At 48.4% G+C, this 12,011-nt stretch carries 11 protein-coding genes and 1 pseudogene; 7 read left to right on the forward strand and 5 right to left on the reverse strand.

The annotated features are described in order from the left end of the window. Positions 1 to 78: 78 nt before the first annotated feature. The gene (gene nsrR, locus ACVBDQ_RS14005; protein ID WP_011231230.1) at positions 79 to 522 is read right to left on the reverse strand and encodes a nitric oxide-sensing transcriptional repressor NsrR; all 444 of its coding nucleotides are present in this window, start codon (positions 520 to 522) and stop codon (positions 79 to 81) included. A 171-nt stretch (positions 523 to 693) separates the two neighbouring features. Between nsrR and hmpA the strand changes: the two genes are divergently transcribed. The 7 genes from hmpA (at position 694) to ACVBDQ_RS14040 (ending at position 8,168) form a co-directional block, all read left to right on the forward strand. Next, positions 694 to 1,929, forward strand: coding sequence for an NO-inducible flavohemoprotein (hmpA, locus tag ACVBDQ_RS14010; RefSeq protein ID WP_020279469.1), 1,236 nt, complete (start codon positions 694 to 696; stop codon positions 1,927 to 1,929). 223 nt (positions 1,930 to 2,152) lie between these two features. Further along, on the forward strand, positions 2,153 to 3,055 hold the full coding sequence (purU, locus tag ACVBDQ_RS14015) for a formyltetrahydrofolate deformylase (RefSeq protein WP_014195843.1): 903 nt from the start codon (positions 2,153 to 2,155) through the stop codon (positions 3,053 to 3,055). A 109-nt stretch (positions 3,056 to 3,164) separates the two neighbouring features. Then, positions 3,165 to 3,539 carry a helix-turn-helix transcriptional regulator gene (locus tag ACVBDQ_RS14020; protein ID WP_011231227.1) on the forward strand — a complete coding sequence of 125 codons (375 nt, stop codon included), beginning with the start codon at positions 3,165 to 3,167 and terminating at the stop codon, positions 3,537 to 3,539. A gap of 159 nt (positions 3,540 to 3,698) precedes the next feature. Further along, the gene (locus ACVBDQ_RS14025; protein WP_369792898.1) at positions 3,699 to 4,541 is read left to right on the forward strand and encodes an ATP-binding protein; all 843 of its coding nucleotides are present in this window, start codon (positions 3,699 to 3,701) and stop codon (positions 4,539 to 4,541) included. Between the two features lie 10 nt (positions 4,542 to 4,551). Next, on the forward strand, positions 4,552 to 6,456 hold the full coding sequence (locus ACVBDQ_RS14030; RefSeq protein ID WP_020279470.1) for a nitric oxide reductase activation protein NorD: 1,905 nt from the start codon (positions 4,552 to 4,554) through the stop codon (positions 6,454 to 6,456). A 17-nt stretch (positions 6,457 to 6,473) separates the two neighbouring features. Then, positions 6,474 to 7,715, forward strand: coding sequence for a DHH family phosphoesterase (locus ACVBDQ_RS14035; protein WP_020279471.1), 1,242 nt, complete (start codon positions 6,474 to 6,476; stop codon positions 7,713 to 7,715). A 258-nt stretch (positions 7,716 to 7,973) separates the two neighbouring features. Beyond that, positions 7,974 to 8,168 (forward strand): hypothetical protein, encoded by a 195-nt coding sequence (locus ACVBDQ_RS14040; protein ID WP_021321620.1) that lies wholly within the window; start codon positions 7,974 to 7,976, stop codon positions 8,166 to 8,168. A 256-nt stretch (positions 8,169 to 8,424) separates the two neighbouring features. Here ACVBDQ_RS14040 and ACVBDQ_RS14045 read toward each other — a convergent pair whose 3' ends face one another. From ACVBDQ_RS14045 to istA, 4 genes and pseudogenes are all read right to left on the reverse strand, one after another. After that, positions 8,425 to 9,393 carry an LAGLIDADG family homing endonuclease gene (locus ACVBDQ_RS14045; protein WP_446663275.1) on the reverse strand — a complete coding sequence of 323 codons (969 nt, stop codon included), beginning with the start codon at positions 9,391 to 9,393 and terminating at the stop codon, positions 8,425 to 8,427. A 552-nt stretch (positions 9,394 to 9,945) separates the two neighbouring features. Further along, positions 9,946 to 10,137, reverse strand: coding sequence for a hypothetical protein (locus tag ACVBDQ_RS14050; protein ID WP_020755372.1), 192 nt, complete (start codon positions 10,135 to 10,137; stop codon positions 9,946 to 9,948). Between the two features lie 475 nt (positions 10,138 to 10,612). Next, entirely contained in the window at positions 10,613 to 11,368 is a 756-nt protein-coding gene (istB, locus tag ACVBDQ_RS14055; RefSeq protein ID WP_061580738.1) for an IS21-like element IS5376 family helper ATPase IstB, read from the reverse strand. Further along, positions 11,365 to 11,883: pseudogene (gene istA, locus ACVBDQ_RS14060) on the reverse strand (IS21-like element IS5376 family transposase); the annotation flags it as partial. The pseudogene istA and the gene istB, both read right to left, overlap by 4 nt. Between the last annotated feature and the right edge of the window lie 128 nt (positions 11,884 to 12,011).

A 12,011-nucleotide genomic window follows, 5' to 3' on the forward strand; every position in this document is an offset into this window, starting at 1 on the left:
CTTCCGTAGAGCGATGCCTAGTGATCGTGTGCCTGCCAAACGCCAAAAAACTCTCCAGCTTATAGCCAGAAAGTTTTCTCAACCGCGCCGCTCTTTCAATAAAGAACGAAGCGACGCTCGGTCTTCAAGCAAATCGGCGAGCGTATACGCATCCAGCACACGCAAAAACGCCTCTAACGCCTCGTGAAGTGCGAAGCGAAGCCGACATACCGGCGTTAAGACGCACTCATTGCCGTGGGCGGCAAAACACTCGACAAGCGACAAGTTTTCCTCCGTTTCGCGAACAACCGCGCCGATGACAATCTCCGCGGGGCGTTTCGCAAGGCGGATTCCACCGTTGCGCCCACGGATCGTTTCAATGTAGCCGAGTTTGCCAAGCTCATAGACGATTTTGCTTAAATGATGCTCTGAAATGGAAAAGGCAGCGGCAATGTCTTTGATGTTTGTTTTTTCTTCTTCATCAAGCGCGCCTAAAAACAAGAGGACGCGCAAGGCGTATTCCGTATAGTTCGTCAACTGCATCGTGATTCACAACCTTTAAGCGACATTCTTGATCCCATTGTACCACACCTGATTCGAACGGAGAATTGTGAACAATTTATTAAAGATGTATTTGAAATATTGTTTTTTCGCAGTGATCATGGTTGAATAAAAGATGTATTAAAAATACATGTTTTACAAGGGGATGAAATCATGACAACGACAACGAAATTGCATCCAAAAACGATTGAAATTGTGAAATCAACGGTGCCTGTCTTGGAAACACATGGCGAACAAATTACGAAGCGGTTTTATGAACTCATGTTTTCCAATCATCCGGAACTGCTCCATATTTTCAACCACGCCAACCAAAAGCAAGGGCGGCAGCAACGTGCCTTGGCCGCAGCCGTGTATGCGGCAGCGCGCTATATCGACCAGCTTGATGCTATTTTGCCGGTTGTGCGGCAAATCGGCCATAAACACCGCAGCTTAGGAATCAAACCAGAACAATACCCGATCGTCGGAAAGCATTTGTTGCTGGCGATCAAAGACGTGCTCGGCGACGCCGCCACCGACGAAGTGATCACGGCTTGGACGGAAGCATATGAAGCCATTGCGTCCGTTTTCATTCAAGTGGAAAAAGAGCTCTACGATGAGGCAGCGGCCAAACACGGAGGCTGGCGTGACTTTCGCCGATTTGTCGTCGTGAAAAAGGTGAAAGAAAGCGGCGTCATTACTTCGTTTTATTTGGAGCCGGAAGACGGCAAGGCCATCAGTGATTATTTGCCGGGTCAATACGTGAGCGTCAAACTGTCGATTCCGGGCGAGACGTATACGCATATTCGCCAATACAGCTTATCGGATGCACCTGGAAAAGGGTATTACCGCATCAGCGTCAAACGGGAAGCAGCTACAGCGGACAAGCCGGCCGGCATTGTTTCCAACTATTTGCATGATCATGTCCAAGAGGGCGACGTGCTCGAGCTTAGCGCTCCAGCCGGCGATTTTACGCTTGATTTGTCCAAAACGACGCCGGTTGTGTTCATCAGCGGCGGCGTCGGCATCACTCCGCTTTTGAGCATGGCGCATACGTTGGCCATCCGCCAACCGACCCGCCCAGCGGCGTTTTTGCATGCTGCTTTGAATGGCCGCGTGCACGCGTTTGATAAGGAGCTTCGGATGTTGGCGGAACGCCCGTCATTTTCTTACCGTATTTGTTACGAGTCGCCATCCGACGAGGATCGCCGCCATCCACATTTTGGCAAAGAAGGGCGGATCGACCTCGCATGGATGCAATCCGTGATCCCGACGAAAGACGCAGACTTTTATTTCTGCGGCCCGATGCCGTTTATGAAAACCGTCTATCGTGCCCTAAAACAATGGAGTGTGCCAGAGGAGCACATCCATTACGAATTTTTCGGCCCGGCCGGCGATTTGACGAAAGACTGAGAGAGGTTTTTCGCTTGCCAGGGGGATGACCCAAAAGGGTCATTTTTCTTAACAAAACACAACATATTGTTTCTTAATGATTGTTTTATACCTATATACGGTAATAAGAAAGGGTGTCCCGATCCTTTTGGGACACCCTCTTTTGTTATCTTCCCTGTTGGCAAGTTCATGAATTTTTTGTATGATGAATTGCAAGAAAAGCAAGAAAAGGGAGAGACAACGCATGACGACATTTCGCCAACATCGCTGGCAATCATTTTTGCAAGGTTACGAGCAGCGCGCTCGAATCCTTATCTCCTGCCCAGATCGCCCGGGCATCGTCGCGGCAGTGACGTCGTTTCTGTACGAACAAGGGGCGAATATCGTTGAATCGAGCCAATATTCGACCGATCCTGAGGGAGGGACGTTTTTTCTCCGCTTGGAGTTCGACTGTCCAAACATCGCCGAGCGAAAAGAAGAGATCGAAGCGGCGTTTGCCCCGATCGCTGCTGAATTTGAGATGCGTTGGCAGCTTCGGCTGCACAACGACATTCGGCGAATCGCGATTTTTGTCTCCAAAGCCGAGCATTGTCTGCTTGAACTTCTTTGGCAATGGCAGGCGGGAGAGCTGATCGCCGACATCGCCCTTGTCATCAGCAACCACCCCGACTTGCGCGAGACGGTCGAGTCATTTGGCATCCCTTATGTGCATATTCCGGTGACGAAAGAAACGAAAGCGGACGCCGAAGCCGAACAAATCCGTCTGCTTCGCGACTATCAGATCGACACCATCGTGCTTGCCCGCTACATGCAAATTTTGTCGCCGGCGTTTGTCGCTGAATTCCCGGGACGGATCATCAACATCCACCACTCATTTTTGCCCGCCTTTATTGGCGCGCGTCCGTATGAGCGGGCGTATGAGCGCGGCGTCAAATTGATCGGCGCCACATCGCACTACGTCACCGACGATTTGGATGAAGGGCCGATCATTGAGCAGGACGTCGCCCGCGTGGACCACCGCCACCATCCGGACGACTTAAAGCGGATCGGCCGACTGATCGAAAAAACGGTGCTCGCCCGGGCGCTTCGGTGGCATTTGGAAGACCGGGTCATCATCCACGGAAACAAAACGATCGTGTTTTATTGAACCCAAGCGGGAGAGGATTTTTCCTTTCCCGCATGGTATAATGAAGACAAGCAGGATTTGGCCGCCCAAAGAGCGAAATTTCATCCGTAGGGAAGGAGGGAAAAAGCCTATGGGAGAAAAACGGACGCCCAGCGGTTTTCTGTTAAAACAACGTGCGTTTTTAAAATTGTATTTGATTACGCTCACCGAACAGGAGCGGCTCTACGGGCTGAAGCTGCTTGATGTATTGCGCCAAGAGTTCAAGCCGTTCGGCTACCGGCCGAACCACTCCGAAGTGTATAAGGCGCTGCACGATTTGATCGAAGACGGCATTTTAAAACAAGTGAAACAGAAAAAAGAGGGAATGAAGTACCAAGAAGTCGTTTACTATCGGTTCGCCGAGGGCGGACAGGAAAAGGCGAAGCTGTACAAACGCCAGCTCAAAGCGGAGCTTGATCGGTGCGCGGCGCTCATTCGCAAGGCGATTGAGGACAACTTCGGTTGAGAGCGCCTCGTTTTTTCTTTGTTATATTTACATAATATATTTATGGTCTAGTTCTTTTGTTTTGCGTCCCGCCGGGCGATCTAGTAGAATGAGAGGGGAAGATCGCCACAGAGAGGAAGTCAGAAGATGGGAACATGGCCGTTGACGGTCACGAAAGAAATGGAAAAGCGAAAAGAACTGTTCCGCCGCGATCCGGATCGCGCGTTGATTGGAGCGGGCGGGTACAAGGCGGCAGATGAGGCGATCGTGCACGATGCCGCCATTGCGCTCGCGCTTGGGAAAAACGTGCTCTTAAAAGGCCCGACCGGATCGGGAAAAACGCGGCTTGCTGAAACGTTGTCCGCTTTGTTTGGTCAACCGATGCACAGCATCAACTGTTCCGTGGACTTAGACGCCGAAGCATTGCTCGGTTTTAAGACGATCGTGCACAAAAACAGCCAGGCGGTGATCGAGTACGTGCCCGGACCAGTCATCCAGGCGATGACAAAAGGGCATTTGCTATATATTGACGAAATTAATATGGCGAAACCAGAGACGCTGCCGATTTTAAACAGCGTCCTTGACTACCGGCGGCGGCTCACGAATCCGCTCACCGGCGATCTCGTGCAGGCGAAACCGACATTTGGCGTCATCGCCGCGATCAATGAAGGCTATATTGGCACCGTACCGCTCAATGAGGCGCTCAAAAACCGGTTTGTCGTCATCAATGTGCCGTATGTACAAGGAGAAACATTAAAATCGGTATTGTTGGCGCAAACTACATTAACGGATGAAACGTTGATCGATCGTTTCGTCGCCCTGTCGGCTGATCTGCTTGTGCAGGTGCGAAACGGACAAATCGCCGAGGAAGCGGCTTCGGTGCGCGCTTTGTTGGATGCGTGCGATTTGGCGGCGTACATGCCGCCATTGCGGGCCATTGAACGAAGCATCGTCGATAAGCTCGACGATGAACGGGAACGGGCCGCAGTGCGCAACATCGCTGAAACGTGGTTTGACGAATAGGAGGCTCGGCATGGAGCGGTTTATGATGTTCAATGACCGAACGGTCGACTCGAGTTTGGTCATGCAGCTTTCTGACCTCGCCCAAACGCTCATGCGCCGCCGCGACGTTGCCATCCAGTTCGCCGCCCATTCCGGCGTGCATTGTGTCAAGCCGGTCGTTTACGTCAGCCATTTTTGGGATGGGTATCCACCATTGGAGCGGGAAACGGCAATGAAAAGCGACGTCGGCTTGCGCATCATCGGCACGTATCGGCACACCGACCGATTGGCGGTTCGCGCCTTCCGACATGCGGTGGAATCCCGACCGCTCTCCAAGCTTTCCAAACAGCTGTTTACATTCGCTGAAGATCTTCGCTTGGAAGCCGTCTGTGAGCGGGAACGTCCCGGGATGAAGCGATGGTTCCGCACGCGCCGCCGCTTGTACCGCCGCTACTTCACTCAGCAATGGCAAGCGAATCGAACGCGCGGCGCTTGGGCTGATCAGTTTTTGGCGGGGATGTATTTGCGGCTCACGGCCGATTCGCCGCTTGATGATGCGCCGCTGGCTCCGATGGCGGATGAAGCGGTGCAGGCGCGCCTTGAAACGTTATGGCCGCAATTTTTTGATGCTTCCTCGACAGCCGAGGTGGCGGACTGGGCGTTCGCCGTTGTGGAACTGATGAAGGACGTGCTGCCTCATGATATGGTCAATGCCTATACATCGCTGCCAATCGTTGAGGATGATGCGGACGAGAAAACGATGACGCTTCAAGATCTCAAACGGACCAACCCATTGGAAAACCGCGATGCCCTTCAAGAGGCCGATGGAGAGGCCAAGCGGCAAGTGCTGCCAACGTGGCATCGGGAAACGAGCCGGGCGGGTGGAAGCTTTCTCCGCTTTGAGCTCGAACGAGGCAGCCGCACCGAGATCATCAGCGATAAGGCGAGGCCGGGTGAAGACGGTGATCAGGCGCTGGCCGTCGTGAAAGGAACGTCTCGGCCGACGGCGCGAAACGAGTATGGCCTGGAAGCGCAAGCATCCTTCAGCGAACAGCCGCCGGCTGGAAACAGTGCGCCGTATGGCGAGGCCAACCGCCAAGCCGATCTTGTGCTTCTTCCTTCGTCGCCAAACCTCGCGCATCTTGAGCAATACCGCGCCAAACAGGCGGCGGTGGCGCCGTACCGAAAACGGCTTGTGCGCATCATGGAACAATGGCTTGAACACAAGCGCTCCGCTTGGCGCATGAACTTGCCCGTCGGTCGGCTGCGCAAACAATTGGTGTCGTTTTTCACTGATGAGCGGCCGCGCTTGTTTTACAAAAAAGGCGAGCCGACGCGGCGGTTTGATGCAGTCTTCGGCCTGCTTGTCGATTGCTCGGCTTCGATGCATGACAAAATGGAAGAGACGAAAACCGGGCTCGTTCTTTGCCATGAGGTGCTGAAAACGTTGCGCGTGCCGCACCAAATTGTCGGATTTTGGGAAGATGCGAACGAAGCAGCCGCTTCGCGTCAGCCGAACTATTTGCAGATGGCGGTCTCATTCCATCGCTCGCTTGAGCCGTCGAGCGGCCCGGCGATCCTGCAGCTCGAGCCGCATGAAGATAATCGCGATGGATTGGCGATTCGCTGGATGACCGAACAGCTCCTCAAGCGCCCGGAAGCACAAAAAGTGCTGCTCGTCTTCTCTGACGGCGAACCCGCCGCGTACGGATATGAACAAAACGGCATCATCGATACGCACGAAGCAGTCGCCGAAGCGCGCCGCCGCGGCATTGAGGTCGTCAATCTCTTTTTAGGCCACGGGGCCGACGATGAGTCAACGCGGCGGACGATTGAAAACATCTATGGTCGCTTCCGCGTCTTTGTTCCGCATGTGAGCGAGTTGCCGGATCGGCTGTTGCCGCTCTTGAAAACGTGGTTGCAAAAAAGTTTGTGACAAAAAGGTGGGACCCCATGATCAAATTATTCACTGACAGCGATCTAGACGGCATCGGTTGCGGATTGCTCGCGAAGCTGGCGTTTGCCGAGGTGAACATTTCGTTTTGTTCCTATCGCAATTTGGATGAACGGGTCGTCCAATTCTTGCAAAGCGACGAGGCCAACGGCGCCATGTTGTTTATCACCGACTTGGCCGTCGGCAAGGAAGTGGAACAGCAACTCGCCGAACGGGCGGCGCGCGGCGGCCATGTGCAAGTGATCGACCACCACGTGACGGCGCTTCATTTCAATGACTACCCGTGGGGACAGGTGGTGCCGGTGAGGGATGATGGCAAAAAGACGTGCGCCACCTCGCTCTTTTACGACTATCTCGTCCGCGAGGGAAAACTCGCACCTAATGAAACGCTAGATGGGTTCGTCGAGCTCGTCCGCCAATACGACACGTGGGAATGGGAAGAGAATGGGAATTTGCAAGCGAAGCGGCTGAATGATTTGTTGACGATTTTCGGGCTTGACGGCTTTTGGGAGACGATGAGCGAGCGGCTCGCCTCCAGAGAACCGTTCTCCTTGACCGAGACGGAAGAGCTGCTTCTCGATATGGAAGAGAAGAAAATTCAGCGTTACATTCGGCAAAAGCAAAAACAGCTTGTTCAGCGCTGGCTTGGTGACTATTGCATCGGCGTCGTCTTTGCCGAGCGCCATTTGTCGGAATTGGGCAATGCGTTATCCAAGCGTTATCCTCATCTTGACTTGATCGCTTTAGTCAACATGGGGACGAAACATATTGGCTTTCGCACCATTCATGATGACGTCAACGTCGCTGAGTTTGCCCTGCAATTCGGTGGCGGCGGCCATCCCAAGGCGTCCGGCTGTTTGATCGATGATACAACATTTCCGCTGTTTGTCGTCGAGACGTTCCCGCTTCTGCCGGTATACGGTGATGCGGAACAAAACCAATTGAACAAAAAAGACGAGGCCGAAGGAGTGTTTTGGACAAATCACCATGGCCAATGGTGGCTGAGTCGTAAAACCGCTCAAGGTTGGAACGTGTATGCCGATGGGGGAGAGACCCATACGTTCCCAGAGGAAATCGCCGGCGAACGCTGGCTGAAGCGGCAGTTTGCCGCTGGCCTTGCCCATGATGCAGCCGTGCTCGACTTTTTAAGCGTTCGGCTCGGACGAGACAAAGATGCCATTCAAGCCGACTATAAAGCGGCCGTCAAACAATACAAGCAACAAACCGGCATTGAATCATGATGCCGGTTTTCTTTTTCTAAGAAACTGAACTGTGCTAAATCGGATTGCGGCGCTAACCGGCAAGGTCATCACAACCCGCAAGGTCCAACAGCCACATATGCGCAAAAAGAAAAAGGTGTTCCGATCTCTTTTAGGAAGGATTGGGACACCTTTATTTGTTGCGGAAACGCCGAAGAGAAAATGTTAACATAATTGTAACAGTTTTTGTGTTTAGGAAAAACAGTCTTTGATTATAATAATAATAGGGAGGTGAAGACGGTGAAACAGTATGTCTTTTCCTTCTACACAGTCCAAGGGAAAACGATTGTGTGGGAAGAGGCCATTTCGGCATCTGGGATGATGGAAGCCTTTTCAAAAGCCCAACGGCTTCTGGTGAAACATAAGCAAGAAAAAGGCGTGCCAGTTCGCGTTCGGTATAAAGGCGTCCGCTATCGTCAAACGGATATTGCCTAAACGAAAGGAGAAAGGATGAGATCATGCGGTCCCTGCAGCTGCCGACGCGCAGTGGGTAACGTGCAGCTTCTTGAATGAGAATCAAGAGGCTGCGCGTTTTTATTTTATTTTAGGTGGGCGTGTCGATGGGCGTTTTTTTGTTTTGTCTCACTATTATGAGACTACTTGTTATCGAAACAGACTCTTTCGTAACTTCTTATAATTTATATTATGTCTACTAAAATGTAAAAAATATATGAGTGGCGTTTGATTACCACTACTCTTTCTTTATTTGATAAAATTCTTCGCTAAATTGTTTGTCTTGTTTCAACCATCTAAAATAAGTTCCTAATGTAATTCCAACTGTTTCACATGCTTGATGAACGCAATAACTTTTTCGATATTCATCGATAAAAGCTTTTTTTCTTGCTGCAACAGCTTGTTTTGTTCTTTTTAATTTCGCATTTTGCAATGTTTCTGCATCCATATTTTTATCTGGGAACGCTTCGAATTTGCGTTTTAAGTATAATCCTTTATCGTGATAAATCCAGTCGTAAAATTCCTTAATGTTTTTTCTGCCGCTCATATATAAACGAATATGTTTTTCTTTTTTGGTTAAGTACACGTCAAATCCTCGCGCTTTTAGATGATGTTCTAATACCGTCATGAAATCGAGAGAACCGCCAACAAAACTGACTAAATAGCCACGAGAATAAATATTTCCATCACCGTCAAAATAGCCTCTTATAAAATGATTTAAATACACTTCTGGAACATACGGAAATTTTATATCCAATGATTTATTTGGTGTGACACCATGTATCTCCATTAGATCGTTTTTCATAACTTTGCTATTGAGATATAACATATAAACACCAGTTTGCTTATTTTGATAAAGTGGTTGATTAGACCCTAATTCGTCTCTGATTTGTTCTAAAATATATTTTTCTTTTTGCGCGAATCCGATCGTCTGAAAATCATTGGAGACAAAACCGTCCGCTATAAAAAAACCTAAGATATAAGCCATATTTTTAGACCAAGTCTTGAAATAATCTTCATTTAACTTATACTTACGCTTCCAACTACCAAACGGCCTTTTTTCAATATTATGATCAGACAAAATCATTCTTATATATCTTGGGGACACATTGGAAAGCTTTGCAATCTCAGTGGTACTAGCACCTTCAAGATAAAGTTTTATAATTTCGTCTATCTCCAACGTTCGTTTTATATTTTTTCTTGTCATCTTTAAAACCCCTTCCATATTTATTTAAAATATATTATAAGAACAAATGTTCTTATTGTCTATATAAATTAAAATATTCGTAATAATCCCTTCCCCACTTTAATTAATGAATGGAAATAAATCACAAAACAAAAAAGAGACAGTAAAGTGTAAGTACTGTCTCATCACGCCGCTTTATTCCTTATGCTCCAGAATGGCTTGCCACTCTTTCTCCCGATCTGTTTCCTAGGGTTCGATTCGGTAGCTCAGCCAGGCAGCAGGCAGAATCAGGCTGGATAACAGTTGCTCAAGTTTAATCCCGATCCCGATAATGAGGCTTTTCCGCCGTTTGGAGAACTTCTAATTCAACATGGTTACTCTGGACAGCTCAACGATATTACAGAAACGTATATTCGTTATCCAACATCAGATTACGATTCACCTAAATTTTATAGAGATATATGCAGATACTAATTTAGCTTGTATTAACTGAAGCTTCCCATTTTACATATTCATCAAATTGTTCATCATCAGATGCAATGAAATCTTTTTCAACTTCAATGGTGACTGCAACTATTTCTTTTCGTTTCTTCCACCTGGAACAAATTCATTTCGGCACCATTTTACAAAGTTTCTCGAATGACACAGATATGTTTTTGCCGTGTCATCAGCTAACAGACCTTCTTTCCATTTTTCTTTTACCTCATTCTCATAGATTTGATACAATTCTTCTAATTTCTTTATAAATTCCTGTGATGCCCTCATCTGAATCAGCTCCCGATTAATATTTTATTAAGCAATTGGTAGATATGGTTTGTGTGTTGGAAGTTGAGATTGTGACCCGATAAAAAGCACCTGATCTTTTATCAATCCGTCAAACCATCTTGTTTGGATAGCGCGGTCCGCGGATCTTACTCGGCATGAACTGAACTCATTTAGCTATCTTCCATCTCTACTCTATACCCATTCTTCCAACGAAAACACGTCATTTCTTTCAAAGTCGTGAAGAATGGCCGGAGGCAGCAGTTCACGCACTCTCTCTTTAGTCGACCAGCAATAATCGATATGCTCTTCCGAAAGAACAACTTCATGATGATCGCTTTTGCATAAGTATGTAAGAATGACGACTTGCCGCGTTGCGTGCGTTTGAAACGTCGTCGCATATAAAATCCGCTCCACCTGTCAAGGCCGATTATTTTTTCCCCAAAATCGCCGGTTTAAAATTCCCCAGAAGGACCTTTCATTGATCCTTCTGTTTTTCTTCTTGGAGCCTCTTTTCCCGTAATCGATAGCTTTCCCCCTTTAGGTTGAAAATGATGGAATGATGCAGTAATCGATCTAACATCGCTGTCGCCAAAACCGAGTCTCCCACGATTTCTCCCCATTCCCCAAAGCTTTTGTTGGAGGTGAGGATAATCGGGGCATGCTCGTACCGCCGGGCGATCACTTGAAATAAGTAATGAGCGCTGTTCGGGTCCAGTTTTAGATACCCCATTTCATCAATAATGAGAACGGTTGGCTTCACAAAGACACGAAGCTTTTTCTCCAACTTTCCTTCCTGGTCGGCTCTTCTTAACTGATTGACCAAATCGTGAGCGGTAATAAAATACGTTTTATATCCTCTTGCGATCGCCTCCATTCCAATCGAAATTGCCAGATGTGTCTTCCCAATCCCCGGTGGACCGAGAAAGAGGATATTTTCTTTCCGGTCAATAAAGGACAACGTAAGCAGTTCTCGAATCCGGCGCTCATCCACCGAAGGCTGCGCGGTAAAATCAAACGTATCGATCGTCTTGCGATACGGCAGTTTGGACAGCTTGATGAGCGTTTGGATCGATCGTGCCTGTTTTTCGACGATTTCTGCCTCTAATAAGCGGAATAAAAACTCTGAATATGATATATTATGAGTAGAGGCGTATTCTGCCATGGCGGACCATCGCTCCGCCATGACAGGCAAATGGAGTTGGTGGCAATACTCGTGTATTCGTTCTTTCATGAGCTTTCCCCTCGCAGGAATGCGTCATAAACGGACAATGGACGAGTATCCACTTCCACCGAAACAGGCGAAATGGTGGCGGCCATTTCCGTCTGTTTCTTTTTGATTTTTTCGGCGAATGAAATCACTTTTTTCTGTTGGTCCACGTGAGAAATCTCCTCCCCTCGAAAGTACAATCGAATATCTCCATTTAATCGCTCCTTCACCAGAATTTCTTTGCCCGCATACTCCGCCGATAAGAGCCATTGTTCCCCTTTGTAGGAGAAACTGCCATCCCAATGCACCTTCCGATAGGAAAGATAGCTCGTATCGTAATCTTTCAACGGAAGAGGCTTGAGTGACTCCTCGGCCCAACGCTCTTGCGGAGAAATACCGGTAGTGGCGTTTGGCTTCCGATTCGCCACTTGATCGAGCCAACGATGTAAAAGGAAATTTAATTCTTCGATGCTTTCAAACGATGTTCCTACATAGAAGTGATCCATAATATACTGAATGGCTCGTTCGACTTTTCCCTTTTGTAAATTAGCACATTATTTCAGAATCCCTTTTTCAAATTATTTCGGACGGATTCGGAAATAATGTGCAAAATCTTTGCGAATTATTCCAGGTTTTGCAGATTATTTCCGAACATTTGCACATTATT

This window comes from Geobacillus sp. CCR (assembly GCF_052906625.1).

Bases quoted from the DNA above. Each gene is read 5' to 3' on its own strand.
- ACVBDQ_RS14045 (WP_446663275.1), bottom strand. From the start codon at position 9,393: ATGACAAGAAAAAATATAAAACGAACGTTGGAGATAGACGAAATTATA.
- purU (WP_014195843.1), top strand. From the start codon at position 2,153: ATGACGACATTTCGCCAACATCGCTGGCAATCATTTTTGCAAGGTTAC.
- ACVBDQ_RS14035 (WP_020279471.1), top strand. From the start codon at position 6,474: ATGATCAAATTATTCACTGACAGCGATCTAGACGGCATCGGTTGCGGA.
- ACVBDQ_RS14050 (WP_020755372.1), bottom strand. From the start codon at position 10,137: ATGAGGGCATCACAGGAATTTATAAAGAAATTAGAAGAATTGTATCAA.
- istB (WP_061580738.1), bottom strand. From the start codon at position 11,368: ATGAAAGAACGAATACACGAGTATTGCCACCAACTCCATTTGCCTGTC.
- ACVBDQ_RS14025 (WP_369792898.1), top strand. From the start codon at position 3,699: ATGGAAAAGCGAAAAGAACTGTTCCGCCGCGATCCGGATCGCGCGTTG.
- ACVBDQ_RS14030 (WP_020279470.1), top strand. From the start codon at position 4,552: ATGGAGCGGTTTATGATGTTCAATGACCGAACGGTCGACTCGAGTTTG.
- nsrR (WP_011231230.1), bottom strand. From the start codon at position 522: ATGCAGTTGACGAACTATACGGAATACGCCTTGCGCGTCCTCTTGTTT.
- hmpA (WP_020279469.1), top strand. From the start codon at position 694: ATGACAACGACAACGAAATTGCATCCAAAAACGATTGAAATTGTGAAA.
- ACVBDQ_RS14020 (WP_011231227.1), top strand. From the start codon at position 3,165: ATGGGAGAAAAACGGACGCCCAGCGGTTTTCTGTTAAAACAACGTGCG.